General features: G+C 62.9%; 27 protein-coding genes. 5 read left to right on the top strand and 22 right to left on the bottom strand.

Annotated features, from left to right (window positions below; genetic code table 11):
- Positions 1–92: 92 nt before the first annotated feature.
- Both A9K66_RS31355 and A9K66_RS29860 read left to right on the top strand, forming a co-directional pair.
- On the top strand, positions 93–4,505 hold the full coding sequence (locus A9K66_RS31355; RefSeq protein WP_245307671.1) for a hypothetical protein: 4,413 nt from the start codon (positions 93–95) through the stop codon (positions 4,503–4,505).
- Between the two features lie 687 nt (positions 4,506–5,192).
- Positions 5,193–5,492, top strand: coding sequence for a helix-turn-helix transcriptional regulator (locus A9K66_RS29860; protein WP_082954064.1), 300 nt, complete (start codon positions 5,193–5,195; stop codon positions 5,490–5,492).
- Between the two features lie 197 nt (positions 5,493–5,689).
- Here the strand turns inward: A9K66_RS29860 and A9K66_RS24600 are convergent, their stop codons facing one another.
- A complete protein-coding gene (locus A9K66_RS24600; RefSeq protein ID WP_245307669.1) occupies positions 5,690–7,150 on the bottom strand; it encodes a winged helix-turn-helix domain-containing protein in 1,461 nt (486 codons plus the stop codon).
- Between the two features lie 167 nt (positions 7,151–7,317).
- Between A9K66_RS24600 and A9K66_RS24595 the strand changes: the two genes are divergently transcribed.
- A complete protein-coding gene (locus A9K66_RS24595; RefSeq protein ID WP_067328747.1) occupies positions 7,318–7,533 on the top strand; it encodes a hypothetical protein in 216 nt (71 codons plus the stop codon).
- An 878-nt stretch (positions 7,534–8,411) separates the two neighbouring features.
- On the opposite strand, the gene A9K66_RS30550 is transcribed toward A9K66_RS24595, so the two are convergent.
- From A9K66_RS30550 to A9K66_RS24570, 6 genes are all read right to left on the bottom strand, one after another.
- Complete coding sequence (locus tag A9K66_RS30550) at positions 8,412–8,555, bottom strand: hypothetical protein (RefSeq protein WP_156751152.1); 144 nt, start codon at positions 8,553–8,555, stop codon at positions 8,412–8,414.
- 779 nt (positions 8,556–9,334) lie between these two features.
- A complete protein-coding gene (locus tag A9K66_RS24580; RefSeq protein WP_245307667.1) occupies positions 9,335–9,523 on the bottom strand; it encodes a hypothetical protein in 189 nt (62 codons plus the stop codon).
- Positions 9,524–9,583: 60 nt separating this feature from the next.
- The gene (locus A9K66_RS31345; RefSeq protein ID WP_245307666.1) at positions 9,584–9,904 is read right to left on the bottom strand and encodes a hypothetical protein; all 321 of its coding nucleotides are present in this window, start codon (positions 9,902–9,904) and stop codon (positions 9,584–9,586) included.
- The gene (locus A9K66_RS31340; RefSeq protein ID WP_245307664.1) at positions 9,901–10,467 is read right to left on the bottom strand and encodes an RNA ligase family protein; all 567 of its coding nucleotides are present in this window, start codon (positions 10,465–10,467) and stop codon (positions 9,901–9,903) included. The genes A9K66_RS31345 and A9K66_RS31340 overlap by 4 nt, the downstream gene beginning before the upstream one ends.
- Before the next feature lie 124 nt (positions 10,468–10,591).
- On the bottom strand, positions 10,592–10,732 hold the full coding sequence (locus A9K66_RS29855; protein WP_082954062.1) for a DUF768 domain-containing protein: 141 nt from the start codon (positions 10,730–10,732) through the stop codon (positions 10,592–10,594).
- A 415-nt stretch (positions 10,733–11,147) separates the two neighbouring features.
- Positions 11,148–11,375, bottom strand: a complete 228-nt coding sequence (locus A9K66_RS24570; protein ID WP_067328738.1) for a hypothetical protein — start codon at positions 11,373–11,375, stop codon at positions 11,148–11,150.
- A gap of 183 nt (positions 11,376–11,558) precedes the next feature.
- On the opposite strand from A9K66_RS24570, the gene A9K66_RS24565 reads away from it, so the two are divergent.
- Positions 11,559–12,380, top strand: coding sequence for a three-Cys-motif partner protein TcmP (locus tag A9K66_RS24565; RefSeq protein WP_067328736.1), 822 nt, complete (start codon positions 11,559–11,561; stop codon positions 12,378–12,380).
- Here A9K66_RS24565 and A9K66_RS24560 read toward each other — a convergent pair.
- The 12 genes from A9K66_RS24560 to A9K66_RS24505 form a co-directional block, all read right to left on the bottom strand.
- Positions 12,377–13,126 (bottom strand): DUF5131 family protein, encoded by a 750-nt coding sequence (locus tag A9K66_RS24560; protein WP_067329118.1) that lies wholly within the window; start codon positions 13,124–13,126, stop codon positions 12,377–12,379. The genes A9K66_RS24565 and A9K66_RS24560 overlap by 4 nt on opposite strands.
- Positions 13,127–13,408: 282 nt before the next feature.
- Positions 13,409–13,717, bottom strand: coding sequence for a hypothetical protein (locus A9K66_RS24555; protein ID WP_067328734.1), 309 nt, complete (start codon positions 13,715–13,717; stop codon positions 13,409–13,411).
- A 189-nt stretch (positions 13,718–13,906) separates the two neighbouring features.
- Complete coding sequence (locus A9K66_RS24550) at positions 13,907–14,389, bottom strand: hypothetical protein (protein WP_067328731.1); 483 nt, start codon at positions 14,387–14,389, stop codon at positions 13,907–13,909.
- Positions 14,386–15,156 carry a lysozyme gene (locus A9K66_RS24545; protein WP_082954061.1) on the bottom strand — a complete coding sequence of 257 codons (771 nt, stop codon included), beginning with the start codon at positions 15,154–15,156 and terminating at the stop codon, positions 14,386–14,388. Before A9K66_RS24545 ends, A9K66_RS24550 begins: the two co-directional genes overlap by 4 nt.
- Before the next feature lie 47 nt (positions 15,157–15,203).
- Positions 15,204–15,596 carry a hypothetical protein gene (locus tag A9K66_RS24540; protein ID WP_245307662.1) on the bottom strand — a complete coding sequence of 131 codons (393 nt, stop codon included), beginning with the start codon at positions 15,594–15,596 and terminating at the stop codon, positions 15,204–15,206.
- An 11-nt stretch (positions 15,597–15,607) separates the two neighbouring features.
- The gene (locus tag A9K66_RS24535) at positions 15,608–17,593 is read right to left on the bottom strand and encodes a hypothetical protein (protein WP_067328728.1); all 1,986 of its coding nucleotides are present in this window, start codon (positions 17,591–17,593) and stop codon (positions 15,608–15,610) included.
- A 58-nt stretch (positions 17,594–17,651) separates the two neighbouring features.
- Positions 17,652–18,935, bottom strand: a complete 1,284-nt coding sequence (locus A9K66_RS31550) for a hypothetical protein (RefSeq protein WP_156751151.1) — start codon at positions 18,933–18,935, stop codon at positions 17,652–17,654.
- Positions 18,936–19,137: 202 nt separating this feature from the next.
- Positions 19,138–19,887: a DUF2612 domain-containing protein gene (locus A9K66_RS24525; RefSeq protein WP_067328724.1), complete on the bottom strand. Its 750-nt coding sequence runs from the start codon at positions 19,885–19,887 to the stop codon at positions 19,138–19,140.
- Between the two features lie 6 nt (positions 19,888–19,893).
- Positions 19,894–21,330: a baseplate J/gp47 family protein gene (locus A9K66_RS24520; RefSeq protein WP_067328722.1), complete on the bottom strand. Its 1,437-nt coding sequence runs from the start codon at positions 21,328–21,330 to the stop codon at positions 19,894–19,896.
- Between the two features lie 3 nt (positions 21,331–21,333).
- Positions 21,334–21,684, bottom strand: coding sequence for a hypothetical protein (locus A9K66_RS24515; protein ID WP_067328720.1), 351 nt, complete (start codon positions 21,682–21,684; stop codon positions 21,334–21,336).
- Positions 21,681–22,343: a hypothetical protein gene (locus tag A9K66_RS24510; RefSeq protein ID WP_067328718.1), complete on the bottom strand. Its 663-nt coding sequence runs from the start codon at positions 22,341–22,343 to the stop codon at positions 21,681–21,683. Before A9K66_RS24510 ends, A9K66_RS24515 begins: the two co-directional genes overlap by 4 nt.
- Complete coding sequence (locus A9K66_RS24505; RefSeq protein WP_067329107.1) at positions 22,340–23,203, bottom strand: hypothetical protein; 864 nt, start codon at positions 23,201–23,203, stop codon at positions 22,340–22,342. The genes A9K66_RS24510 and A9K66_RS24505 overlap by 4 nt, the downstream gene beginning before the upstream one ends.
- A 35-nt stretch (positions 23,204–23,238) precedes the next feature.
- Between A9K66_RS24505 and A9K66_RS24500 the strand changes: the two genes are divergently transcribed.
- The gene (locus tag A9K66_RS24500; RefSeq protein WP_156751150.1) at positions 23,239–23,481 is read left to right on the top strand and encodes a hypothetical protein; all 243 of its coding nucleotides are present in this window, start codon (positions 23,239–23,241) and stop codon (positions 23,479–23,481) included.
- Here A9K66_RS24500 and A9K66_RS24495 read toward each other — a convergent pair whose 3' ends face one another.
- The 3 genes from A9K66_RS24495 to A9K66_RS24485 are packed head-to-tail and all read right to left on the bottom strand — an operon-like array spanning position 23,482 to position 26,473.
- A complete protein-coding gene (locus A9K66_RS24495) occupies positions 23,482–23,796 on the bottom strand; it encodes a hypothetical protein (protein WP_067328713.1) in 315 nt (104 codons plus the stop codon).
- Positions 23,796–24,371 (bottom strand): phage baseplate protein, encoded by a 576-nt coding sequence (locus A9K66_RS24490; protein WP_067328711.1) that lies wholly within the window; start codon positions 24,369–24,371, stop codon positions 23,796–23,798. Before A9K66_RS24490 ends, A9K66_RS24495 begins: the two co-directional genes overlap by 1 nt.
- Positions 24,371–26,473 carry a phage tail tip lysozyme gene (locus A9K66_RS24485; protein ID WP_067328709.1) on the bottom strand — a complete coding sequence of 701 codons (2,103 nt, stop codon included), beginning with the start codon at positions 26,471–26,473 and terminating at the stop codon, positions 24,371–24,373. Before A9K66_RS24485 ends, A9K66_RS24490 begins: the two co-directional genes overlap by 1 nt.
- Between the last annotated feature and the right edge of the window lie 30 nt (positions 26,474–26,503).

The following is a 26,503-nucleotide window of genomic DNA, read 5'->3' as shown; positions in this document are numbered from 1 at the left end:
TCGCCTTGCTCGATCATGGGCTCAGCCTGACGCCCGATCGGGCACCGGGAGATTCCGTCGTTGCGGAGGAAATTTACGAGAGGAGACCGACTATGGCTGAACTATTCGAAGCGCGGCTGGCGGCCGCGGGCGATGATGTCGAGGAGAAAGGTTCCGGCTCGATTTCGACCAATGTCGACGATCTGGAACTGGGCTTTGCCAGCACGACCCGCCAGACGGTCGGCCTACGCTTCACCGGTATCGATATCCCGCAAGGCGCGATCATCACCAGCGCCTACATCCAGTTCCAGGCCAATGAGGTGAAGACCGGCGCGACCTCGCTGGTGATCAAGGGCCAGGACACCGACGACGCAAGCGCCTTCACCAGCACCAGCTTCAATGTATCGTCACGGGCAACGACCGACGCGTCGGCGACTTGGACGCCGGCCCCGTGGACCACGGTGGGCGAGCAGGCCCTGGCCGAGCGCACGCCCGACCTGACGGCTATCGTCCAGGAGATCGTCAGCCGCTCGGGCTGGGCGGCGGTCAACGATATGGCGTTCCTGATCACAGGCACCGGCACGCGCACAGCCGATTCCTACGAGTACAATCCGACCAGCGCGCCGCTGCTGCACATCGAATATGTCTTGCCCGGATCCGGAAGTCCGGTGGCCTTCAACACGCCTGCCGATGCCGATCCCACTGCCAACCAGATCGCCGAGCTCGCCGCGGCGGGAGCGCCGACCGGGATCACCGCTTCGGCCACGGATCCCGACGCCGGTGCGACCGTCACCTACAGCCTCAACGACTCGCGTTTCGACATCAATGCCAATACCGGCGTCATCACGCGCTCGGGCACAGGCACGCTCGACTTCGAAACCCAGTCGTCCATCAATCCGACGGTGACGGCAATCTCTTCCGACGGCAGCACCGCCACCACGAGCTTCACCCTCGATGTCCTCGACAGCCCGGAGCCGATCGCGTTCAACACGCCGCCGGATGCCAACACCGCGGCCAACCAGATCGGCCAGAACGCTGCCGCCGGCACCGCCGTCGGCATCACCGCTTCGGCCACGGATCCCGATGCCGGCTCGACTGTCGCCTACACGATCGACGACACGCGGTTTGCCATCAGTTCCAGCACCGGCGTCATCACGCGATCAGGTACCGGCACGCTCAACGCCCAGTCCGAGCCGTCTGTGAACCTCACCGTCACCGCCACCTCGTCGGACGGGAGCGTCGTCACGCACCCCTTCACCGTCGCCGTCACAGCCGGCCAACAGCCTGTGGCCTTCAACACTCCGCCCGACTCCAACCCCGGTGCCAACCAGATCGCCGAGCTCGCCGCGGCGGGAGCACCCACGGGCATCACCGCTTCGGCCACGGATCCCGATGCCGGCTCGACGGTCACCTATAGCCTCAACGACACGCGCTTCGCCATTGATGCCAGCACCGGCGTCATCACGCGCTCGGGCACAGGCACGCTCGACTTCGAAACCCAGTCGTCGATCGACCTGACGGTGACGGCAACCTCTTCCGACGGCAGCACGGCCAACAAGGTCTTCACCCTCGCCGTCCTCGACAGTCCGGAACCGGTTGCGTTCAACACGCCACCCGATGCCAACACCGCGGCCAACCAGATCGTCCAGAATGCTGCCGCCGGCACTGCCGTCGGCATCACCGCCTCGGCCTCGGATCCCGATGCCGGCTCGACGGTCACCTACAGTCTCACCGACCCGCGCTTTGCCATCAATCCCAGCACCGGTGTCATAACACGCTCGAGCACCGGCACGCTCAACGCCCAGTCCGAGCCGACGGTAGCGCTCACGGTCACCGCGACCTCGTCGGACGGCAGCACCAACACCCACGCCTTCAATGTTGACGTCACCGGCGGCAGCACGCCTGGGACTTTCGAGGCCAGGGTGGCGGCCGCGGGCGACGATGTCGAGGAGAAAGGTTCCGGCTCGATTTCGAGCAACGTCAGTGATCTGGAACTGGGCTTTGACGGCTCTACCCGCCAGACGGTCGGTCTCCGCTTCACCGGTATCGATATCCCGCAAGGCGCGATCATCACCAGCGCCTACATCCAGTTCCAGGCCAACGAGGTGAAGACCGGCGCGGCCTCGCTGCTGATCAAGGGCCAGGACACCGACGACGCAAGCCCCTTCACCAGCACCAGCTTCAATGTATCGTCACGGGCAACGACCGACGCGTCGACGGCTTGGACGCCGGCCCCGTGGACCACGGTGGGCGAGCACGTCCAGGCCGAGCGCACGCCCGACCTGACGGCTATCGTCCAGGAGATCGTCAGCCGCTCGGGCTGGGCAGCGCTCAACGACATGGCCTTCCTGATCACCGGCACCGGCACGCGCACCGCCGATTCCTACGAGTACAATCCCGCCAGCGCGCCGCTGCTGCACATCGAATATGTCTTGCCCGGATCCGGAAGTCCGGTGGCCTTCAACACGCCTGCCGATGCCGATCCCACTGCCAACCAGATCGCCGAGCTCGCCGCGGCGGGAGCACCCACCGGGATCACCGCTTCGGCCACCGATCCCGATGCCGGCGCGACCGTCACCTACAGCATCAACGATGCACGCTTCGCCATTAATTCCAATACCGGCGTCGTCACGCGCTCGGGCACAGGCACGCTCGACTTCGAAACCCAGTCGTCCATCAATCTGACGGTGACGGCAACCTCTTCCGACGGCAGCACCGCCACCAAGAGCTTCACCCTCGGTGTACTCGACAGCCCGGAGCCGATCGCGTTCAACACGCCGCCGGATGCCAACTCCGGGGCCAACCAGATCGGCCAGAACGCTGCCGCCGGCACTGCCGTCGGCATCACCGCTTCGGCCTCGGATCCCGATGCCGGCTCGACAGTCACCTACACGATCGACGACTCGCGCTTTGCCATCAATTCCAGCACCGGGGTCGTCACGCGCTCGGGCACCGGCACGCTCAACGCCCAGTCCGAACCGACGATCAATCTCCAGGTGACAGCGACGTCGTCCGATGGCAGCAGCGCCACGAGCACCTTCACTGTCAGCGTCACGGCCGGCCAACAGCCCGTGGCCTTCAACACTCCGCCCGACTCCAACTCCGGCGCCAACCAGATCGCCGAGCTCGCCGCGGCGGGGGCACCGACAGGGATCACCGCTTCGGCCTCGGATCCCGATGCTGGCTCGACGGTCACCTATAGCATCAACGACACGCGCTTTGCCATCAATTCCAGCACCGGTGTCATCACGCGTTCGGGCACAGGCACGCTCGACTTCGAGACTCAGTCGTCCATCAACCTGACGGTGACGGCGACCTCCTCCGACGGCAGCACCGCCAACAAGAGCTTCACCCTCGCCGTCCTCAACAGCCCCGAACCGATCGCGTTCAACACGCCGCCCGATGCCAACACCGCGGCCAATCAGATCGTCCAAAATGCCGCCGCCGGCACTGCCGTCGGCATCACCGCCTCGGCCAAGGATCCCGATGCCGGCTCGACGGTCACCTACACGATCGACGACTCGCGCTTTGCCATCAATTCCAGCACCGGCGTCATCACGCGATCGAGCAGCGGCACGCTCAACGCTCAGTCCGAACCGACGATCGATCTCCACGTGACAGCCACCTCGTCCGACGGCAGCATCGCCACGCACACCTTCACCGTCGGCGTCACCGCCACCCAGTTGCCGACATCCGTGACCTTGGCGCACACCATTCTGACTTCACAGTGGTCACCGCCGAGCCCCGACCCGACCGATATCGTCTATATCTCCCACCTCGGCAAGCTGCTGGTGACCGATAGTGAGGTGGAGGAGATGTCGATTTTCACCGGCAAGAATCTCTTCCAGATGAATCTGAACGGCACCCTGACGGGCACGCTCACCACCATCAATTTCTCGGATGAGCCGGCCGGGGTCACCTACAATCCGGCGAACCACCATCTCTTCTTCTCGGACGATACCGGCACGAAGAGCGTCTACGAGTTGAACCCGGGCAACGATGGGCTTTACAACACCTCCGACGATATCGTGACCTCGTTCAGGACCGCCGCGTTCGGCAGTACGGATGCGGAGAGTATTGCCTATGACACAAACCGCGGCGTGCTCTATCTCGAGGATGGCACAACCCATAACATTTACACCATCGCTCCGGGCCCGAACGGCAGATTCGACGGCGTGCCAAGCACGGGCGGCGATGATGTCGTGACGAGTTTTTCTGAAGAGGCGCTCGGAACCCCTTCTGACGGGGGCATCGCGTATGATCCGGTCCACGACCTGCTTTACGTCATCGTGTCACGCACCTCCGTGGCAATGGTGACGCCAACCGGGGATCTGCTGGGCACACTCGACATCTCCGCCGCCAACGCGAAAAAGCCGGCGGGACTTGCCCTGGCGCCGAGCAGCGACGATCCGAGCCACCAAATGAGCCTCTATGTCGTCGATCGCGGCGTGGACAACGACTCGAATCCGACCGAGAACGACGGCAAGATCTATGAATTCCATTTTAACGATTGGCTGCTCGCCTGAACTGACTTCTCAGGCTTTTGGCTCACCGGGCGAATAGATCAGCGGCCGGCGACAGTCGAGGCATCCGCTCGGGACCGACATGCCAGCGTCGATCACCCGTTGCAACGTCAACCCGCCATGTTGGTGGTTCAAGCGGGGTTCGACCTTTGGCTGAATTTCAATTTATTAGCAGATGCGAATATATTCGGTCGCCGGTCATCTGTGTCTCCTGCCGGCCAAGGCCCGGTGGCCGCGCCCAAACGCCACACCCAAAGGCTACCGGGCCGCAACCCGTGCGATTCACGGCCTGGCATCAGGAATATGAGGTTGGCTACTTCGCTAGCAAATTCGGGCTCTCGATCCCTCAGGGGTCCGGGAACTGATCGCCAAGCATGGAAATGACCGCGAGACTTTAGAGCGTGAGGCAAAAGCGTTGGGCACTCAATGAGCCGCTCGACACGTTCAACGGCTCACTCGGTGACGCGCCATATTCGAAATTTTCGAGGTAACCTCGAAATTTAGCCCTGCATAGTCGCCGCTCGTTCACCACATCGCGGCATCGACGTTGAAGGCCCACCGTGGGCCCAATCTGATCCACGCCTAGGGCGACCCGCTCCGCCCGCGATCTGAGCTCACGGGCTCACGAATATTTGAGGACCCCTGACGAAGCCGGCGGCATATTTTAGGGACGTTGAATGTTCAACGCCCATGCGCAGACGAGCCCTACTGTCGGGGGAACAATCAAAAGCCGCACGAGCTCTATTGAGCTGGTCGCGAGTGCGGCTCGCTGCCAAAGCGCATATTAGCGAACCAACGGTCGTCGATTTCGAGAACGGGTCGAGGAACCCGAATCCACGCCATGTTGCCGCTATCCGCCAAGCCTTGGAGGATGCGGGAATTGCCTTTAGCCCCGAAGGGCCATTGCTAACTCGCTCTGAGATCCCGAACGGTGATCGACAGACGGACAATAGGATGTGGCGGCGGCGGCAGACGAAACGCACGCCCTAGAAACTTCACACTCCTTTGCGGCGAAGGTCTTTCGGGCTGATGTCTGGGGAATATGTTAGGGTAATGCGCTTGCCGCCGCAGACCGCGCATTTCATCTTGGGTCGAAGATCCCACTCCATAGCAGGAGCATCGGCGCCGAAGCGGTCGCGGAGCGCCGGCCGCGTTTCCGTGAGACGCCGAAACGCTCTGCGAGAAGCTTATTCTTCCTCGTCGAGGCGGTGCAGGATCTCGCGATAGCGGCTGCACACGGCGGGATCCGCATAGTAGTCCACTTCCGTCTCAACGATCTCGTCAAGGCCTAGTCCGGGAAAGTGTGCCTTGACCCTTGCCAGCACGTCTCGCGCCTGCCTGACCTCGCCGAGTTCGGAATGGCACACGATAACACGAATGAGCGACCACGGCGGTACACTCGCCATTTTCGCGTAGCAGGCCGTCGCCTCGCGATAGCGTCCAGCCGTCGTCAGGATGATGCCACGAAAATCGTCATACCATCCCACGGCGTATGGGTCTCGGCGCTGGGCTTCGTCTATTTCAACCAGCGCCTCATCCGGCCTGTCGGTGTAGTTCAGGTGGATCGCCCGGATACTGAGAATGAACGGATCGTTCGGATTGAGCGCCACCGCCCGGTCGAGACTGATTTCGGACTGCCTGAATTGGCGCAGGTACAGAAGCGCAAAGCCGCTGGCGAGGTGCGCATAGGCTTCGTTCGGGTCGAGCTGCAATGCGGTTCCTGCGATCTGAAGTCCGGAATGCAGGTGACCGGGATTGGTGGAGATCCAATAGAACTTGATGGACTCCACGAAGCCGAGCATAGCGTGGGCGGCAGCAAACTGCGGATCGAGCTTGACCGCCTGGCGCAGAAAGGGCTCCGCTTCGAGCGCGGTTTCATAGACGGCCGCGAGCTGCAGCGCCCGCAAGTAGAACTCGTAGGCCGACATGTTGCTCGTCGGCCTGGCCCTGGCGCGCGATGCAATCGCGGTTCTGGCCTGTCGGGCCAGGCGGGCCGCAATCATATGGGTGACTTCATCCTGGATGGCGAAGATGTCGTCGAGTTCCCGGTCGTAGTGCTCGCCCCAGATATGAGCCATGGCGGACGCGTCGGTCAGTTGCACGGTGATCCGCACGCGGTTCTTCATCTTCCGCACGCTGCCTTCGACGACGTACTGGACGCCAAGGTTCTTTGCCACCTCGGCCAGATCATTCGCCTTGCCGCGGAACTGGAAGGAGGAGTTTCGCGCAATGACCAGGAACTCCTTGAACTTGCCCAGCTCAGCGATGATGTCCTCGGTGATTCCGTCGCTAAAATAGTCCTGCTCCGGGTCGCCGCTCATATTGTCGAAGGGGAGTATGGCGATGGAGGGCTTCGACGGTGCCGCAGTGTCTGCCGCAGCCACGAAAGGCCTGGGGCCAGCATATTTATAGCCGCGACCATGCACGGTTGCGATCATCTCGGCAGGCAAAAGCTTTCGAAGCGCCGAAATGTGGACCTGCAGCGTGTTCTCCTCAACAACCAGGCCGGGCCAGACCGTATCGAAAAGCTCGGTCTTGCCGATCACCTCGTCGGGTCTGTCCAGCAACATGGCGAGGATATCGAAGGAACGAGCCGAAAGCTCCACGGGCCCATTCGGTCCCAGCAGCCGCCGTTCGGCGCGTTTCAAACGATAGTCCCCAAACTCTAGGTCCATCGGCCAAGCCCCCTCCCTCGCGGACACGATAATCCAAGATGACCCTGAAGGCGAACTTCAGGGCTGTTCAGGACTCTTCAGGTCCCAGCCAAGGACCTGACCGGAAAGCGGTGTCATTCTCACCGTCAGAGGAGGACACCATGACCGATACCTCCACCACCGGCCGCATGATAAATCGACCCCTTGCCCTGCCGCGGCTGAGCTTTCCAAAGCTTGCAATCGGCGCATCGCTCAAGGCCATTTCGGTTCTGGTGGGCAATTCGGTCAAAATGAGCTACGTGGACCCCTACACCAGTATTGGCCGCCAACCGCAGATCGTCCCGAACGACGATCTCCAAGGCCGCGATCCCAGTTGATGATCCGCAAGGTCTTGCCGGGCGGTCCGCCGCAACCTTCCGGGCGGCGCGGGACACTTGCCGCCGCCGCAAGATCCTCGGCTTCAGATCCCATTCCATTGCAGGAGCGTGAGGCCCGAACCGATCGCGGAGCTGCGTCAGATCGAGCCGCTGATGCCGATGGCAATCCAGGCAGCCGCCGCTGACAGACATGCCCGCGTCGATCAGTTCCTGAAGCGCCCACCCGTTGCCCATACCCAGTTATGTAGGCTGGTTGTGTCTCGGTTTAAATTTGAGGCGCAGCCTTCCCCGAACTCCTGTATGCTCAGCGCTGCTATGGATCACAGGAAAACGACCCTTGAGCGCGCATTCGAACTCGCCAAGTCTGGCGTTTACGCCAATTTTGGTGAGGTGCGTACAAAGATCAAAAGCGAAGGCTACGACATTCGTCAGATGATTGGTGGCTTGAGCCTTCGCAAGCAGATCAATCAACTAATTCAAAGTGCGAGAGCGAATGCCGACTGTGAGGTTGGAATCTCAGAGGCAAGAGCCCGCTCGCCTGAGGGGGTCGAACGGGCTCCCGTGGGGGAGCGCCCCAGCGCGGCGGGTGAACCTCGTGCCGGAGACACACGCCGCGACGCTTAACCGGGACACTGGTAGGAATGTTCCCTTCTGCCCCGATGCGACCGAAGTCGCAGGAGCCGACGCTTTGGTCCCTACGCTGAAACAAAAGGCCAATTGCCTAGTTTGATCGATGCCGGCGAGCGTGTGTGTGTTCCCTATCTCGGCGGCATGAGAGCTGTGGATAGATGCCCGCCATCCCGTTGCCTGGGGTGGCGGGCGTCTGTTTGAGTGTTGAGTACCGCGTAACCTGCCAAGGCCCCGGCGCTGATCACCGCTCAGTGCTGGCGCGCTTCGTTCTCTTCGCTGACAACCGGCGCGCCCGATTCAACCTTGATCTTCATAACCGGACGCCCGGCTAAGTCGCGGATCGTGCAGAGCAGATCACGGCTCTCGTCATCGCGCCTGTGCGTTCCGGTCATGAGTCTGCTTACGATTGCGAAGGCGCGAACCTTCGCCGCATCTTCGCTTGGGAGGATCACCCCACGTGCATCGTGGTAGACCTCACCGGCGTCTGAGACATCGAAGAAAACTTGGGCATGGTGCCTATAACCCCGCATATATGCGGGAAAGGTCCACCTGCTAAGTGACGAAATCGTAAAAGGGCCTAGTGAAATGCAATTGCCATCGGCAGCTATGACGCTATCGTTAACGACGTCCGGGGGTTTGGCCACCCCTGTCCCCGGATCAGGCCCGGCAGATCGTCACCACTTCCCCCCGAAGCAAGATGAGCTGCCGGGCCGTCCCCAAGTCGTGCTCGGCCTTTTGGCTAAATTTCCATTTATTAGCAGACGCGCATATAATGGCTCGCCGGCACTTACCCCTGCCGGTCAAGGCCCGGTGGCCGGCCCCCAAAGCCACACCCAAAGGCTACCGGGCCACCCTCATATAGGGCGCGAAATGAGGAGGGAAAAGCAGAGCCCACTCGCTTTGAGGGGGACGAGCGGGCTCCGGGGTCTGCGCAACCCCAACGGCGCGACGTCGGGCAGAGATCGCGCCGTGAAACCCAACCTGCCGCCAGGCGGAATGTTCCCCGATGCGACCGAAGTCGGAGGATCTGACGCTTTGGTCTGTACGCTGAAACCTTCGCCTCGCAGCATCATTTGATAGAGCCGGCGAGCATGTGGTCCCTTCGTTCGTCGGCAGTCGAGAGCAGTGACGGATGCCCGCCATTCTGCCAGGAGTGACGGGCATCTGAGTGTTAACCCGCCAAGCCGCCCTCGCGATGCTTCATTGCGTCGAAGATGACTTCGAACACGCTATCGACCTCTTCATGGATCTCTTTTGCCGAGATGCCTTCGCGCTTCGCCGCCGCCATCAGTTCATCGACAAGATCGTTAATGGCAAGGGCATCATCAGTAACGACGACGTTGGGCAGATGCTCCGCCATCCACATATCTAGGAATGCCAAGGCTCGGGCGCTCATGCTTAGTCAAGCTGGCTGGCTATCTTAGGTTCCTTCCTTGAAATCCTGCAGCGTCGCATGGCGTAGCGTGTGCTCGCCGCGAAGGAACTTCACCCGGCCGGTGATGCCCGGCTTAACCCACTCCACGTCATCGGCAAAGGCGCTCGGCACCCGCTGCGCTGGCTTCGCCGCCCTGGCCTGTTTGACACGCTTCCACAGCCGTTCCCTGAGGCCGTTGGTGAGCGTGATGGACGCCGTGCCGGCATATCGGCCACCGCGCGCCATGATCGCCGCAGCGGGCTTCCCAGGCTCTCGCTTGATACCCAGCAGCTCGAAGTCGCCGATATCCCAACATTTGGTCTTCACCCAAGACTCAACCCTGCGCTTCGGTATGGGCTCCCGCGTCGTTTCGACACCATGCCTTCCAAGCCCATCCTCTCGACGGCTTCGAAGAACGAGGCGCCACCGCCCTCAACATGGTCGCTGTATTGGATGATGTCCTTGGCTGGCTTGACCAGATTCCAGAGCTTCGCCTTGCGCTCGTTCAGCGGCAACGAGCGCAGATCCTCGCCATCGATGTACAAGATGTCGAAGGCTACGAATGCTAGTTGCTCCGCGTTCCATGTCATGCGGGAGTGCATCCGCTGGAAGTTCGGCCGACCATCCGGCTCCGGCGCGATCATCTCGCCATCGATGATGAAGGACTCGGCGGGAAGCTTTTCAGCCGCGGCAACGATAGGCCAATACCGCTTCGACCAATCGTGCCCATTCCGAGAGAAGGCCCGCGCGCCGGCCCAGTCGAGAATCGCTTGGGTGCGGTAGCCGTCGTATTTGATCTCGTGCACCCATTCGTCGCTGACCGGCGGCGTCTCGACCTGGATGGGCTCCAGCGGCTTGATGAACTTCAGCCGCTCTCTGGCGTTACGCATGCACATACCCAACAACCGCGATTCAAGCCGCGCGTGCCTGATCGGTTCCAGGCATTTTAGCGAATTTGTATGTAGTATCCGTTATTCGCGATCTACCCCGCCAAGCTTCCTTAGCGGTGCTCCATCACTTCGAAGCGCTGTCGACTTCCTCGTTGATCTCGGCGGCCGGGATGCCTTCTCGCTCGGCCGCCTTCATCAGCTCGTCGGCCAGGTCGCTCACCGCGACGGGATCGTGAGTGATCGCCTTCGGCAGGTGCTCTGCCATCCATTGTCGACGAAATTCACACCGCGTGTGCTCATGAATGGAATAGGACGGCCGAGACGACGGCGATGCCAACCGACAGAGGCACGGCTACCAGCAAACAAGCTTCGACGACGATTGTCTCTTTGTCACTGAACATGGAAAGGCAATGCCTTTCCGGGGCTTAAGTTCCGGAGCCTGTCAGGCACGGACTATTTTTCGGCGCCTCGCCTCTGTTCCGCTTGGCGTCTATCGATCGCGACCTGGAGCCGGATGGCTGCAAGCAGAAGGGCGACCGGAATTGTGTCGAATCTGGCTTCTGGTTTCTGCATTCCGCCCATAACAAATGTTAGTGCGGCCGGTTCCCCAGAAAATCGTGGAGCGGTTAACGCAACGGACGCCGCGGGAGAGCGTCGCGCTAATAGGAACGGCGGAGCGATCAGCAATCGTCTCCTGCCGGTATCAACTCCAGCTCCGAAGGCGATATGCCTGCGCGCAACTGGCTCAGCCGCAATTCATCGACCCAATAGACCTCGCCGTCGACCAGCACCCGAGCTTCGTAGGTGCCACCTGAGAAACGCTGCGCGGTGATGTAGACCTTGTGGCGGTCAAGCGCTTTGCGTACTGCGGCACGCTTTGCATTCTGCCTGGAAACGGAACTGGCCATATCGGAACGCGGAACTCTTGACGCATGCACACGCGATTCAATTTGCTCGCGCTCGAATCGTTCCCACCTGCGCCGGCAGCAGAAAAGCCCGCTAATGCTAAGTCTGGCGGCTAAGTCGATCCGCTTGTTACTTGACGCACAAACCGCTTACATTTGACGGGGCAAAGCTGCGGGAGGGCCGAATTGGGGAAGTTGGTGGAAGGTGATGATGGACTACCCGTCGAAGAAGTCGGCGCGTGGTCGAAGGAAAAGATCGCCTTACTTTGCAAGTACGTCTCTATCTCGCGTGCCGTAAGGGCAAAGTGGATCGGTCCAGGGAAAGCTGGCGCGACCTACATCGACCTGTTTTGCGGGCCTGGTCGTTCTAAAATTCGCCGCACCGGTGAGTTTATAGAGGGAGGGTGTGTAGCAGCTTGGAATGAAAGCGTCCGGTCAAAGACGCCCTTTAGTTCGGTTTACATTGCTGACGCAGACCCCGATCGGCTTGAATTCGCAAGAAGGCGTCTGTCTTTGGCTGGTGCGCCTGTTGAAGCATTCCATGGGGAAGCGGTCGACACCGCGAAAACGATCCGAGCCAAACTGGACCAGTATGCTTTGCATTTCGCATTCGTCGATCCCTACAATCTGGGGGCGTTCGATTTTTCAGTGATTGAGACACTGTCAAAGCGGAAGCGCATCGACATGATGGTGCACATCAGTAAGATGGATCTGCAGCGCAACACCGGGCTCAACGTTCGAGCGCAGAAATCGGCCTTCGACAAGTTCGTCCCTGGCTGGCGATTGGTTGTTGATACCAATCAGCCATTCACGACCGTCCGGCGCGCTGTTTTTGATCTTTGGAAGGCGAAGGTAATTAAGCTCGGCATGGCGGCATCGACCGACATGCAACTGATCACAGGAAGCCGAGGCCAGCACCTTTATTGGTTGACGTTGGCTGCTCGCCACGAACTCGCGCTTGCCTTCTGGAAAGCGGCGACCGATAGCGGCCAAGGGCGACTATTCTAATTTGTCGCCGGCATCTCGTCGTAGGTTTGACCGTTCAACATGCGTCCAGCGGCCTTCTTGTTGCGGCCGCCCCATTGCTTGAAGAAGAATGCCGTTCGGCTCCGCCTGCACATAGCTTCGATCTCATCAACCCAACGCGGATTCATCTCCCGGGCGCCAGACCCCGACTCGCCTCCGACGATCGCCCAATGAATATCATCAAGGTTGGCGCCAGCTACGGAGCCGATCAAGGGTTCAAACGAGATGAAACGGATGGCCGCAGGAACACGTCGCAAATCGTCGAGACGATTAAGCACGCGGCTATCCTCAACACTGGTCCCAAGCCACACGTTTGAGAGCAAAGGGAAGTCTCCTCTCGTGAGGACTTCGGCCATCACTTCCGGCCGCTTGGTGAGGATTTGATAGGTATGCCTGGGCGTCTTCTCCATCACCGCCCAGACTTGGCGGATGAAATCCGGGGGCACATCAACATGGAACAGGTCTGACATAGAATTCACAAAGACCCGGCGCGGCTTTGACCACGTTGCGGGTATTGCGAGCGACTTCGGGTCGGTTACCACCTTGCCGGTCCACTTCGCACGCCCTGCACTTTTGCGAGTTAGGCCATGGTATTTCTCCATTCCGATGGCTTCCAGCCGAGCGGCCATTCTCATGGCATAGCAGTTCGTGCAGCCTGCGGTAAGGATCGTGCACCCTGCGACCGGGTTCCAAGTGGCGTCCGTCCATTCAATGGTGGTGTCAGCCATATGAAAGTCCTCCTGGGCGACGCTGCGCGGCATGATTGCGCACAATAGCTGATAAAAACTTTCAGATGAATCCCGTCTTCCTGGGCGCGTGCCCCCGGGCGGGGCGAGCCCGGAAAGCAAAAAAGACCCCCACCGGCCGAAGCCGATGGGGAGACTGGAAGTGATGTGCAGGGAATTACAGGGGGAGCGCCTGCGCTATTTCCAGGTAGAGCAGCACCCCGAGAGCGCCGGCCAAGAGAAAAATCAGACCGGTCAGAACGTCGGACGAGGTGCGCGGGAACCTCACGGCCGGGGCCCTTCCAGCTGGTCGATGATCTGCGTCAATGCCAGTAACAACCCCGCAACCGTGAGAATGATCCACATCGATGTGGAGCCCAGCCAGCGCAAACGCGTCCAGAGTTGAACGACGGCGAACCCGGCTTCGAAATGGTCCTCGTCCAGATCGAGGAATTTATCGAGCCGTTCGCGCCGCAGAGGATCCAGCCTGCCAGCCCAGATAAGGGCCTCGCGCTGCTTGCTGTCGAGGCGATCGAGCCAGAGGATCGTTTCCGGGTCGAGTTCGCGAAGACGCTGGGGGAACCCTCCGCTCATTTCACGAGCGCCTGGATGGTATCGCCCTTGGCGTGGTTGAGCCGAACGCAGTCCCCAAGACGGCGGCGATCTTCCGCGTGTAGCCGGGTCTCCTCCTCCGTCGAGACGAAGCGATGGGGGATATCGACCACGCCGAGGCAATCCTGCATCACGCTTGGATCGACGTGTGCCGTCGGCTTCGGTACCAGGCTATCGACCGATGGCGTCGAGGCGCTCTGACACCCCTGCAGAGATGCCATCAGGCTTGCAGCCAGAAGCATTGGTCCAAACGGGCGGTGCATTGTCTTGGTCCTTCTGCGCGCGCACCAGCTCGGCTATGCGGCCGGCGTCGCTATGCTGCTTGTCGATGTAAGCCTGTGCCGCGGCGTCGATGTCCTGCTGCCGCGTCTTGTTGTCGGCCGCTTGGGCGATGGCGGCGAGCTTGATCTTCTCCTCCCAAATCGCGTCCTCGGCCTTTTGGCCGGCGGCATATTCTCGATCGACGCGACCGCCGACGAGGCCGATCAGCTTCGGACCGACATAGGGAATGTCGCGCAGCGGGCCGAGCGGCAGGCCCTCGTAAAAGAGGATGATGCCGCCGGCCAGGACCAGCGGCAGGCCGATGCGGCTGGTGCAGAAATTCCAGACCGGGTCGAGGGGGGCCAGAACCGGTGCGAGGAAAGCGAGCATCATCGGCTTGCGCCAATCATGCAGAGCGCCTTCTCACGCTGGCGCCGTTCGAACAGGCCGCGCAGCACGCGCTTGCCGGCTCTATCGAACCAGGTGAGCGCATCGCAGCCGCCGGCGACATCACCAGCGTTGAGGCGGCGCGTTGCGGTGCTCTTTCCCGCGCCGGCGGGACCGACGTTGAAGGCAAGCGACGTGTAGGCCGCGTCCCGTGTCGCCGGCAGGCGAATGTCGATTGTCGACGGCGTGAAATAGCGGTGTAGGCCGGTGCGATGCTGGGCCACCTCGATCGTGAGAAGGTCGAGGCACTCCTGGTCGGTCAGCACCATGTTGGCGCGGACGTCGCGTGTCGAGCCGTAGCAAATCGTCCAGATGCCGACGGCATCACGGTAAGCGCGGTTGCTCTTGCCCTCTTCCTTCGCAATGAACGGCACCGCGATTTCGAGCGCCTGCGCCTCGGTCGCCGGACCATCTGGAAGGCTTGCGGCGCTGGACGGCCATGCGAGCAGAAGCGCCAGCGCAAAGACGATTGCCGCAACGGCGGCGATGCGCAGCCATTCCTTCCACGGGGAAATCCCCTGCTGGAAGACGCGGCCAATGATGCCGGCAAGCAAAAGGCCGACAGCGAGCCACCATGCGATGTTCGGATCATAGTCCTGGCCGGTCCAGCCGTACCAAAGCTCGGGCACGATGAGCACGGCGAGGCCGAACACCTGCATCCAGAAGCTCAGAGACAAAAGCACCACACGGCGCACGTCAGGGACGAGACGCATTACAGTTCCTTTCGGAGAGAGGGGATGTGCCCGACGGTGGGGGGCCGTCAGAGCAGCGCGGCGGCCGTGAAAAACGCGTCGATCTGATCGGAGGTGTAGCCGAGGGCTGTGAAGCCGGTTTCCATCATCGGCTCGCTGCGCACGAAGCTTCCACTGTATTCGAAGGCGTCTTGCACCTCGACAGGCTGCGTTCCGATCCAGGCGATGACCTGGGCGCGCAACCCGGCAACGCTTAGCTGGAGGTGGAATTGCCGAGCCGACACGCTTTCCGGCACAACGGCAGGGGGTGCCGGGGGAGCACTGAACACGCCATTGCTATAGGTGCCGCCGATATAGCCCGGCTCCGCGAGCGGGACGATCGTGAAGCCGTCGAGCGTGAAGGTCGGGTCGCCCTCGATGATGTTGACGACGTCGGTGCCTTGGATGACTGCCAGTTGCATGAATGCGGTCCTTATTTGAACTCGAGTATGAGAACGACGCCGGGCGCGCCAGCACCGCCAGCGCCAGCGCTGTACGAACCGCCGCCGCCGCCAGCGCCGTATGCCTGCGCGGCCGCGCCGGCATTGTGGCTGTTAGCGGTCTGGCCGCCCGCGCCGCCGCCGCCCCAAAAACTTGCGCCGCCCTCGCCGCCTTGAGAGTTGCCGGTCGCATTGGTGCCGGAGCCGCCGTCGCCGCCGCTGAGGTTGAGTGTGCCGTTGGCTGCCGTGCCGCCCCGGCCACCGAGGCTCTGAGAGGCTGCGGCAGAGCCACCGTTCGCAGTGACAGTGCCGAATGCGGATGATCCACCTGCGGCGCCGGCAGCGCCGCCCGAGCCAATTGTAACGGTCTGTGCCGAGATACCGTTCATGAAGAAGATGGCCGTGCCACCAGCGCCGCCGCCGCTTTCACTGCCGCTGCCCGTGCCGGTCGTGCCACCCGCGCCGCCGCCAGTGACGAAGACGAGTGCGCGACTTGCGCCTGCGGTCGGCGTATAGGTGCCCGAGGCAGTCTTTACCTGGACGTTGACAAGCGTCCCGGCAGCGGCGGCTGCTGCAGCGGCCGCCGCAAATGCCGTGCTGGCGATCTGCGCGCTGCTCGTGCCGGCCCCTGCAGTCGGCGCGGTGGGCACGCCGCTGAGTGCCGGGCTCACCAGCGTCTTGTTGGAGAGCGACTGCGCCGACGTCAGGTCAGCGGTGATCGTCGTGTCGATCGCGAACTGCGTGCCCGCCAGGACTAGGCCGTTGCCGGCTGTGTAGGAACCGACGCCCGCCGTCTGGGCGAACGTGATCGGGTCGGTGCCAATGACCGGGTTTTCCTTGGCATTCTGCGTCCAGGTCGTGGCGCCCTGCGTCGCTCCACCCGTCACGAACGTCTGGTCGCCAAGATCGATGTCGGCGGAGAGATTGTAGTAGATCGCACGCGTCAGGACGAAAGGCGCGCCCGCGCTACCGGTCGCCGTCACCGTGTAGATGCCGTTCTGAAACGACGAGGCCTGGTTCTTGACCAGGATCACGTCGTTGAGGTTCGCGGCCACGCCATCGACCGTCAAAGCACCGGTGGCAGAGGCGGTGAGCGTGGCACCGACGCCGGATGCTCCGTTGGCATAGGTGACCGCCGGAAGCGCGGTGGTTGTGGCCAGCCTGGTCGCCGGCAGCGTCGTGGTGGCGAAGATCGCTGCCTGCACATAGGCCGTCGTTGCCAGCTTGGTCGAATTGTCGCCGGGCGTCTGGGTGACGGCGGTCGAGGCCGAGCCAAGGGCAACGGTCGGGTTTGTGGCGAAGACAAGCGGACCGCTACCGGTCTCGTCGACCATCGCCGCGGCGAGCTGGGCGCTCGTGCCGCTGGCAAGAAAGGCCAGCATGTTCGCGGCAAGGCCCGAGACGTCGCTGATTGCAGGCTGCGCAAACGTCGGGTTGCCGCTGGTATCGACACCCGTCCCGAACTGATGGGGAGGAGCGGCCGCAGATTTTACGCCACCAAGGGCCACGGGCTGCGGCGTGGGTAGATCAGCCCCGATCAGCCCTCGGAATGCGGGCACTCCGCTTCCGAAGGCCGGAGTAGCCAGGATGAGGTTGGGGAGCTGCGAAGCGAGTGATATCCCGCTGTCGGCAAGGGCAGTGCCGCCGGTCGCCGAGAAAACGGGAATGTCGCCCACCACGGAGTTCGACGGCCCGACGATGGTGCCGTTGGCGATCGGTCCGATCGTTTGCCCGCCGATCTGGAAGAAGAGCCCAAAGATGGTCATCCAGATCTGGCCGTCGACCGGCACTCCCGGAGCAGCGCCAGGAGGGATGCTGAATCCAGCGCCGTTGGCCGTGGAAGCCTGGGTGTTGAGCGGCCCTTGCATCGTGTCGCCGCCCCGGTTCACCGGGGTATAACCGAGCGCGTCCTGCTTCTGCGAGAACAGGTAGCTCCACTGGCCAGCGGTCAGGACGTTGCCGTAGCTGAAGGGATTCATTTGCCCCAATCCGAATGTGTGTGAGTGGTCGGCTTACGAGAGGGCGACGATGCGGCGATCAGTCGAATTCGAAGATGACGACCACACCGTTGCCACCGGCCCCGCCTGCGCCGCCGCCGTCGCCACCACCGCCGCCGCCGCCGAGAGTGCCCGGACCGCCGGGCACCTGGACACCGGTCGAAGGAGTTGCGCCGCCGTAGCCGCCGCCACCCCAGAACGAGGTGCCACCGCAACCGCCTTCATGGCCGGAACCAGGCGATCCGCCGCCGCCGTGGATCAAGAGGGTCCCGGCGGTTCCGGTCCCCACCCCTTGGCCGCCCGCGCCAAATGAATTGGTGCCGCTGGAAGAACCGCCAATGCCGCCGGTAGCGACGGCAAGAGCGCCGAAAGAGGTTGTCCCGCCGGAACCGCCGATGAGATCGGAACCAGACGATGGATTGGGGACGCCGCCGGCGCCGATGGTGACGGTCTGCTGAGAGACGGCACCGAAATAGACCGCCGTTCCGCCCGCGCTTCCGCCGCCGCCAGTGAAGCCGTTTGCCGTGGCATTGCCGCCGCCTGCGCCACCTGCGCCGGTGGCAAAGACGAGCATGCTCTTGGCGCCAGCCGTCGGCGTGTAGGTTCCGCTCGCTGTCATGACGCGCATGGCCTTCATCGCGCCAGGGAGAATTGCGGCGAGCGCCGAGAGCGTGACCTCGCGGTCCGCACCGTCCGCCACCACATGCAGTGGAAGGCTGTCGTTCAAGGAAAGTGCGCCGGTGGGTGCCGGCAAAGTCGTGATGCTCAGCGAAAGGACCTGCTGATCGGTCGCGGCAAGGCCCGCGTTGGCCGCCACGGTCACCGCCGGGTTAAGCAGACGGAACGACGTCGTCGCGTTGTTGAACTCCAGGATGCCGGTGGCACTCGCTGGCCATTGCTTTGCCGTCAGCGCGGTCCCGTCCATGTTGACGATAGGATGGGTGCCCAGCCCGTCAATGTTGCCCGTCATGGCGCCGTTGTTGTCGAAAGCGGACTTCTGGACGACGAAGATCTGGCCGTCGACGTAAGCGCTCGGCGCCGGCAGGACCGCGGCGGTGCAGACATTGGCCGAGCCCGCATCGGTACCGACCATGATGGGCGCGGATGCAGCTCCGATGTTGACCCAATTCGCGCCGCCCGTATCGGGGTCAGACGTATTGTCGTCGGCCGTGCTCAGCCAAACCACGCCAGTCGCCGCGCCAGCCAGCAACGCGCTCTTGGGATACCCGCCGATCGCTGCCGAGAAGGCCGGATCGTAGGGGACCAGACCGCCTGCATTCTGCCACTGCGACCATTGCGTGATCTGCTGCAGAATGCCGTTCATGTCCTGGCCGAACGGCGGCACGCCGCCCGATCCGACCGGCAGGAAGTTGAGTGGCGGAAAGCCGTCGGTCAGTGAGGCCGCGCCATTCACAATCCCGATCTGCGAGCCGAGCGGGATGGAGCGGATGTAGCTCGGGCTCGCCGAAGCTCCCCAAGCTACGGGGAACTTGGCAGGCAAGGCGGAAAGCTTCATGGAGGGATCCTTAGATGATGACGACCGACGCCTTGACGCCGGTCGGCTTCGGCAAGACGCCGGAGTTCTGGACGATCGCGAGTTCGACAGGGGTCAGCTGGAAGGCGAAGGTGTAGGTCATCGTCATCGTCTCGATCGGCGAGCCCGCGTAGAACGATGCCTGGTTGAAGCCGACGGAGTTCAGCGATTCCTCGAAGCCGAACCATGTCCCGTAATTGCCGCCCTCGGTAACATAGGCGTTGCCCCTGTTGGGGAAGAGGCTGAGCAGGATCTGGTTGATCGCGGGGATCGAGCCGTTAGTGATGTTGGCTGCCGCCTTGGCGAAGATGAGCCGGCGGTATGCCTCGTCCGACAGCGCGAAATTCGAGGTGAGCGGAGCGCCGGAATAGAACGCGCCTTGCCCGAACGGATCGGCTCCCGGCTTCGCCTCATCGAAGCCGAACCAGTCCCCGGTCGTGACCTGCAAAACCCGGCTGACGCCGACGATGCGGCCCCAGACGTCGAGCCCATAGCCCTGCGCCGTGTCGACGTTCCAGATGTAGTCAAAGAACGCATCGAAGTTGGCAGTCTGGTCGAGATACGAGAAGATGTTGCCGATCAGCTGCGTCAGCGTGGGCGCATTCGCATACTGGCTGATGACAGTGCGCCAGACGTCGAAAGGCGGGAAATCGCCGATGGGACTGATGCCAATGGCGAATTGACCAAAGCCGTTCGGTATCCCGGCCGGCGGCCTGGGATAGGGAGGTCCTGTGTCTTCCATGATCGATCAGGTCAGAGTGACGAAGATGTCGTTGGGGGAGATCGTCGGCACCTGGTCGATGTCGACGGCGATGTCGAAGCGATTGGGGATCGCGGCCGTCATGGTCTCGATTGACACGTTCTTGTTGTTGGAGACGACATAGGTACCGGTGCCGCCCGTCCCGGTGCCGAGCGCGGTGATGGTGGTGCCGACGGTCAGCGCTCCGGTGGTGTCGGAGATGATCTGGCCGACCGCCAGCGCCCCGGAGGCAACGGCGGAGACCGTCAGTACCGTTCCGGCGATCTGTCCCGTGAAGACGGCGCTGGGGTTGTTGTTCGAGCCTACCTCGATAGAGATGATCTGTGCCCACGAGCCAAGGGCGGCCACGGGCGCGTAGAAGCGGCTCGCAAATAGCGTGGTGCCGATCTTCGCACGCGGCCCACCATCGCCCCCAGCAAAGGCGCTGACGATCGCATTCTGGATTTGCGTCGCGGCATCGGCGGGGACGAGATGCGTGTTGACGATGTTGACCGCGAACAGGATCGCCAACGGATCGGGGATCTCGAAGCTCACCCGATAGGCAGGGTACGGCGGGACATAGCCGGGGCTCTGGTCGTAGACCGTGACCGTCGTATTGCCGTTGTAGGCGCAGCCGGGCGCTTTGCGCGACCAGATCGCTTGCGCGACGTCGTCAGCGTCGCCGCCGACCACCGCGACATAGAGCGAGTTCGGATAGATCGAGACGCCGCCAATGGTCTGGACGTCATTGCTGGCGTTCTCTGTCACGAACGCGTCGATGACGTTCGGCACCGCCAGCACCGCGCCCAGGACCGACGGAAGCGAGCCCTGCGAATTGAACGCGACGGAGGCAGCACGGCGTGCCTCGAAAGCCGACCGGCTCTCGACATTGTTGCCCAGCACGCCGTCATCCGGGTTCGTGATCGAATCCCATCCGGGGATCGCTCGAAAAATCTGGTCGAGGCTTCCGGCAGGGCATGGGATCGGCCCGACCACCAGGCACTCGAACGGCAAGGTGACAGTGCCGTCGACGCCGATGACGCCATCCTCGGTGCACAGATACTGGTTGCCATCTTCGGCAAGGGCCAACGAGCCCGTCGGGATGGCGACGCCCGGCAAGCCACTGCAGAGCGCCTGCACGACGGTCGGCTGGGCCGGGTTGCGCTCGATGAAGTAGATGCGCGCGATCGCATCCTGCATCCGGCCGGTCGCATAGGCGGGATCGACCTGGTTGGTGAAATAGAGGAACGTCGAGTTGACCTCGTCGATTACCGCCGTCTCGCTGCTGGCGAGCTGCCCCTGCGGCGTGTTCAGCGCGGGATTGAGGACGCCGCCGAACGCGCCGTTGATGTCCTCGGTCACGCCCGCCAGCACCTCCGCGGCCGACGGGATCAGGAACCCCGTGTCCGTCCATTGCGGCGGGGGAACGTTGGTGGTGTCGACCATGTGCTAGAAGCTCGTTGCGATGGTGTTGCCGGCCGCGTCCGTCACCTGCACCTGGCCGGTGACGGTCCGATCGGTCCAGGACTGGATGAAGGTCTGCGCCGAGACCACGCCGGGCACCGTCAAGGCGGCACGATTGAAGTACGCCTTCATGAGCGAGACCGGCGGCGCCTTGCCCAGGATCTGGTCGAAGTAGGGAATGCCCTGCGTGGTGTCGTAGTAGAGCTCGCCCGCGAAGAGCCTGATCGCGCTCGCCGCGTCCTGCGCCAGCGCGTAGGGCTCGTCGGCGACAGCGATGTTGCCCGACGCGTCCGCCACTAAGTCCCAGGTGTCGGTGTCGAGAAGGAGCGTCTTCATGTTCCGGGCTCCGGTGGGCCTGACGTGTCGCCGCCGGGCTGGACGTTGGTGTGAAGATGGTTGAGCACGCTGATGTTCTCGCCACCGGCTCCGGCGATGACGTCGCCCGTCACCCGCAGCTGCGCGGTGGTGATGGTGATGGAGCCGGCCGCGAACTCGATGATCTGCCCGTTCTTGTCGAAGAGCTTGATTCCGCCCTCGGTGAACTGGACGGCCTGGTCCTGGTTGGCCGGATTGGCGATGGCCCCCTGATAGATGCCGTCCGACATGTTGCCGCGCCGGAAGCTGCCCGGGTTTGACTGCGCTCCGCCGTTGGCTTTCAGCGCCGAGATGTCGCGGTCCGAGATCGTCATGTGGCCGATGTCGCCGACCTTCGGATCGTTGATGATGCCGTTGGTGCCGCCCTGGTTGCGCATCGTGGCGATGCCGTAGATGACGCCGTGGGGCGTCTGGTTGCCTTGCCCGTCCGTCTGATTGATCAGCGGCATCACATCCACCGTGGGCGGCGCGCCGACGCCGCCACCATGCACCGCGACGACCTTGACGGGGATGCCCGTGCGCGCCTGCGCCAGCTCCTGGCGAATGAGGAAGCGCAGCCGGTTGATCTCGGCGGTGTCGTCAGATGTGGTCTGCTGACCGAAATAGCCTTGGCCGCTCATGCCGGCGCCGAGGCATCAACGGCGATGCATTCGAGGAGCATGAACCACTTTGCGTGGGGCATCATTGCCTCCAACTGATACTCGAGGCGGTTGACCTTCCATGTGCCGTTGGCCGGCGTCAGGTCGCTCTGGATCTGCACCTTGCCCTGATACTTCACCGCCGGATTGTAGAGCGCGCGGACCAGCACGAAGGCCTGCTGGAAGAACGGGTAGCCGACCATGCCGGTGTCTTTCGAAATCAGCACCGTGTCACTGTTTCGCGCCTTGCCGGGCGGCGTGATGACCATCGTGCCGCGATCGATGCCGACGTCGAAGCCGCCGTCGCGCGCGATCGCCAGCATCTGCGTCCACGCCGTGCCCGGATAGTAGGGGTTGGCGAACTTGACCTTGACGCCGGCGTCTTCGAACGCCAGGCCCATCTGCCCCGCGAGAGATTTCATCATCTGCGAGGCGTCGCCGGAGCCCTTGATGCTCAGCGGCGGGATCGGCTTTGCGGCATGGAAGACGCCCGGGAGCGAGCTGATCCGGAAGCACACGTCTGGCATCGCCTGCGCGTCGACATAGGCGTAAACGATGGTGCCGGTCCACACGACGTTCTGGCCGGTCTCGTCATCTCCAGCGAGCACCGAAATGCCGTTCTTGTACATCTGGAGATACTGTGAACCGACGGTGGATAGCTGGTTCATCAGAGCCAGCGGCAGGCCCCAGATCGAAATTTCCGCTTGCCCCGAGCCTTGCCCGGCATTGACGATGTTGCAGGCGACGCGCAGCCCGAATACCTCTGCGGTGTTGCCGCCGCCTTCAAACTGACCGTTTGCCAGCTCGAACTCGACGGAAATTCGCTTCTGGCTGAACGCCATCTCGATCACCGCCTCACATGAAGAAAGTTACGCCCATGCCGAAAGTCCTTGCCGCCGCAAGCGCCGCCCTCCTGCTTTTCACCGTCGCGCCGGCGCTGGCGAAGTCGAACAAGGCCGCGCTCGAGAAGTCCTATCTCGACCTGAATGAGCAGTGCCGCGGCGGCTCTGGCGATGATCCCGACACCATCAAGGCCTGCGATCAGCGCGAGGCGGTGGCGGCGCAACTGAAGCAACTGCACTCCTGCTTTGCCGGCGACCGGTTCAAGCGCTGCAAGTGATCAGCCGACGCCCGCCGGAAGCTCGCTCGCCGACACGAAGGCGAGGCTGTAGCGCGTGCCAAGCCCCGTATAGTAGGGGTCGGTATCACCCTGGTTGTCGATGAAGAGCAGATCGCCGGAGAAGCCAAGGTAAAGCGACCGGACGATCCGGTTGAGACTCTGGCAGATCACGCCGCCGATCACGAGCACGTTGTCGACATAGAGGTCGATAAACAGGCCCGTGTTCTTCTGATAGAGGCTGATCTGCGAGACCTGCCCGTCCAGCGTCACGCCGACCGCCTGGTTCGGCACCGCCTGCAGAGGAATGATGACCATCAGAAGCCCCCGGCTGGCAGGCCAGACGATGTCTTGAATTGCTCGAGCTGCGCGCTGCTCGCCGGCGCGGTCTGCACAGTGCCGCCGTTGACCTGAGAAGCGCCGCTCGGATCCTGGGTGTTCGACATGGCGGCGCTGACGGCCTGCCGCACTTCGATCAGCCAGATATCGACCGAGAGAAGCCCCATCCCCTCATTCGAGCGCCGGCTGTAGTCGTAGTGGGTGATGTTGCAGGAGAGGTAGACAGCCTCCGGCGTGACCACGTCATAGAGGTTGGTGTCGCCGGCGACGGCCGCGATCGACGCCAGCATCGCGGCGCGGTTTGCGGCCGATCCGCCGGCGGTGAAGCGCAGCCGAGCGTCGTAGGGTATCTGGACCTTGTCGTAGCTCTGGAAGGCCCCCTGTTCGACCGGGAAGTCAGAGATCGACCATTGCTGGCGATACTGCACCTCCACGATGTTGTCGGCGATGATCACCGGCACTCCGCCGAAGTAGATACCCCATGGCTGCAGGCCGAGAGCGCTCGACAGCAATCCGAGGGCGTCCTGCGTCAGAAGTTCAAGAATGCCGGCCATCACGCCAATCCACTATTTGCCTGCGCGGTGAACAGACGCCGGCTGAGCGCGTCGTTGATGTCGGCCGCAACGCCGTTGGCATCGGTGGCCTGACTGTGAACCTCGACCTTGCCGATGTGGGCCTCGACCGAGCTGTTCGACGTCGTGGCCGTGTGCGTGCTCGAGATGTTCGACAGCGCCGCCGATGCGGCGCCGGTGTTGATCGCCTTCATGCCCCGGTAGGTCCGGCCGGTGTAGGCGTCCATGCCGCTCCAGGCATTGTAGCCCTCGGCGCGCTCGAACATCGATGCGCCCGTGGCGCCCTGCGCGTCGGTCTTGGCATTCCGCAGCATGCTCCCGGCCCGACTCTCGGGGCCGTTTAGTTCGGACAGGACGAACTGATATTGCGTGTCAGCATCGTTCCAGTCTTTGCCGCGCGCCTTGGCGAAGGCCATGAGGCGCGCCTTGCGGGACCCCAGCCATTGCGCCACGCCAGACGCGCCGATGCTGTTGACGGTCGAAGGACCGCCGGCCGCCTCGACGTTCATCCAGCGCGAGATGAGGCCGCGCGCGCCTGCATCCGACAGGCCGCCGCTCGTGAGGGTCTGGTAGGCCTGCGCCTGACGTTCGGGCGTCCACCAGCCCCTTGTGCCAGCAGACGCACGCTGCGGGCCGCTAGGACCGTCCCTGCCCACCATGCCCCCGGCGAGCGCTCCGAGCTTGCCGGCCGAGCCGCCGGTACTGCCCCCGCCAAACAGACTGCCGACACTGCTGACCAGGTTGCTCCAGAAGCCGCCGCCATCGCTTTTCTGATCGGTGATGGTGACGGGAAGCGGATTGCTCTTGGAGACGGATTTGCCGTCGACCGTCGTCTCCGGCGCCTTGCGCAGATGCCTTATGAGGAAGTTGCCGATCGTGCCGTGATCTCCCGCATGAGGATCAGCACGCAGATGCGAGCCACCCCATTTGATCGCGGCCGCCCCGCCGAGAAGCATCCCGACACCGGTCGCCAGCGTCCCGAAAAAGCCCAGACCAGCGCGCGCTCCGGCGGCGCTGACACCGCCAGCGGCGGCACCTCCCGCGGCGAGCGAGCGAACGTTGGCGAGAACGCGCAGAAACTTCGAGCCGAGCCACAGGCCGAACAGGATCTCGGTGGCGTGGATGATACCGCCCAGCCCGTCGACCACGTCTTTCGCGCCGGTCGCGAAATTCTGCATACCGGTCCCGACGGCGTTCCAGTCGATCCTTTCGAGGAAGTCGATAAACTTCTTGACCGCATCGACGATGCCGGTCCGGATCCAGTCCTGGTTCTTCTCGATCCAGGCTGTCATCCTGTCCGCCGCCTCGACCAGGACCGGGCCGAGCTTGTCGTAGATGGCGTTGGCGAGGGCAATGAGGTGCTGGAGCAATTCGGCCCAGCTCGCTTGCAGCTTCTGCGCGGATTGAATCGCCTCGTTGGTAGGCGACAGGCTCTTTTCCAGCCTGCCCAAAAAGTCGTCGATGTTGCGGCCCATCTTGTACATGAGCTGCTCGGTCGCCGGGTCGATGCCCAGCGCCTGCGCGACGTTGTGGGCCGCGCCGGCGTCGATCTGGTGAAGCCTCTGCAAAGCCGCGGCGACATCGGACAGGTAGCGATCGAGCCCATGGTTGGGGTCGATCCGCATGCCGGTCCAGGCTTGCAGCTGCGAAAACTCGCGCGGCAGCGCCTCGCCGTTCTTGTTGAGGTTGTAGAGCTGCTTGTTGACGCGCTCCAGGGTCGACGCGGTGGCGTCGGCCGAGCCGCCGAAGCGTTCGGCTGCATTCTCCCAGGCCGCGATGCGCTGGGGCGATTCACCGAGACTCGAGGCGAAGCGGCCAAGCGAGGCGTCTGCATTGGTGAGCTTGCGCACAAACTCGCTGAGCGCCTGGCTGCCGGCGATGACGGCGAAGAGTTCGAGCACGCGCCGCGTGATCAGGTTGACGGTCTCGGCGGCCTTTTTCGAACTTTCCTCGACGTCCTTGCCGCCCTTCCGGAAAGCGTTGACGGTCTTGAGCCAGCTCTCGGACGTCTTCTTCTGCTGATCGGTGAAGTCCTTGGGATCGAGGCCGAGCGTGACGATCAGGCTGTCAATGACCGTTGGCATTCTCGTCCCTTTTCCTCAGCAGCATCAGGT

Source organism: Mesorhizobium sp. AA23 (genome assembly GCF_001672435.1).
Classification (GTDB): Bacteria; Pseudomonadota; Alphaproteobacteria; order Rhizobiales; family Rhizobiaceae; genus Mesorhizobium.
This window is presented reverse-complemented; position numbering and strand designations above follow the sequence as displayed.

Coding starts and splice junctions, on each gene's coding strand:
- A9K66_RS31355 (WP_245307671.1), top strand. CDS start 93: ATGGCTGAACTATTCGAAGCGCGGCTGGCGGCCGCGGGCGATGATGTC.
- A9K66_RS29860 (WP_082954064.1), top strand. CDS start 5,193: ATGCGCAGACGAGCCCTACTGTCGGGGGAACAATCAAAAGCCGCACGA.
- A9K66_RS24595 (WP_067328747.1), top strand. CDS start 7,318: ATGACCGATACCTCCACCACCGGCCGCATGATAAATCGACCCCTTGCC.
- A9K66_RS30550 (WP_156751152.1), bottom strand. CDS start 8,555: ATGACCGGAACGCACAGGCGCGATGACGAGAGCCGTGATCTGCTCTGC.
- A9K66_RS24580 (WP_245307667.1), bottom strand. CDS start 9,523: ATGGCGGAGCATCTGCCCAACGTCGTCGTTACTGATGATGCCCTTGCC.
- A9K66_RS31340 (WP_245307664.1), bottom strand. CDS start 10,467: ATGCGTAACGCCAGAGAGCGGCTGAAGTTCATCAAGCCGCTGGAGCCC.
- A9K66_RS29855 (WP_082954062.1), bottom strand. CDS start 10,732: ATGGCAGAGCACCTGCCGAAGGCGATCACTCACGATCCCGTCGCGGTG.
- A9K66_RS24570 (WP_067328738.1), bottom strand. CDS start 11,375: ATGGCCAGTTCCGTTTCCAGGCAGAATGCAAAGCGTGCCGCAGTACGC.
- A9K66_RS24560 (WP_067329118.1), bottom strand. CDS start 13,126: ATGGCTGACACCACCATTGAATGGACGGACGCCACTTGGAACCCGGTC.
- A9K66_RS24555 (WP_067328734.1), bottom strand. CDS start 13,717: ATGAGCGGAGGGTTCCCCCAGCGTCTTCGCGAACTCGACCCGGAAACG.
- A9K66_RS24550 (WP_067328731.1), bottom strand. CDS start 14,389: ATGATGCTCGCTTTCCTCGCACCGGTTCTGGCCCCCCTCGACCCGGTC.
- A9K66_RS24545 (WP_082954061.1), bottom strand. CDS start 15,156: ATGCGTCTCGTCCCTGACGTGCGCCGTGTGGTGCTTTTGTCTCTGAGC.
- A9K66_RS24540 (WP_245307662.1), bottom strand. CDS start 15,596: ATGCAACTGGCAGTCATCCAAGGCACCGACGTCGTCAACATCATCGAG.
- A9K66_RS24535 (WP_067328728.1), bottom strand. CDS start 17,593: ATGAATCCCTTCAGCTACGGCAACGTCCTGACCGCTGGCCAGTGGAGC.
- A9K66_RS31550 (WP_156751151.1), bottom strand. CDS start 18,935: ATGAACGGCATTCTGCAGCAGATCACGCAATGGTCGCAGTGGCAGAAT.
- A9K66_RS24525 (WP_067328724.1), bottom strand. CDS start 19,887: ATGGAAGACACAGGACCTCCCTATCCCAGGCCGCCGGCCGGGATACCG.
- A9K66_RS24520 (WP_067328722.1), bottom strand. CDS start 21,330: ATGGTCGACACCACCAACGTTCCCCCGCCGCAATGGACGGACACGGGG.
- A9K66_RS24515 (WP_067328720.1), bottom strand. CDS start 21,684: ATGAAGACGCTCCTTCTCGACACCGACACCTGGGACTTAGTGGCGGAC.
- A9K66_RS24510 (WP_067328718.1), bottom strand. CDS start 22,343: ATGAGCGGCCAAGGCTATTTCGGTCAGCAGACCACATCTGACGACACC.
- A9K66_RS24505 (WP_067329107.1), bottom strand. CDS start 23,203: ATGGCGTTCAGCCAGAAGCGAATTTCCGTCGAGTTCGAGCTGGCAAAC.
- A9K66_RS24500 (WP_156751150.1), top strand. CDS start 23,239: ATGCCGAAAGTCCTTGCCGCCGCAAGCGCCGCCCTCCTGCTTTTCACC.
- A9K66_RS24495 (WP_067328713.1), bottom strand. CDS start 23,796: ATGGTCATCATTCCTCTGCAGGCGGTGCCGAACCAGGCGGTCGGCGTG.
- A9K66_RS24490 (WP_067328711.1), bottom strand. CDS start 24,371: ATGGCCGGCATTCTTGAACTTCTGACGCAGGACGCCCTCGGATTGCTG.
- A9K66_RS24485 (WP_067328709.1), bottom strand. CDS start 26,473: ATGCCAACGGTCATTGACAGCCTGATCGTCACGCTCGGCCTCGATCCC.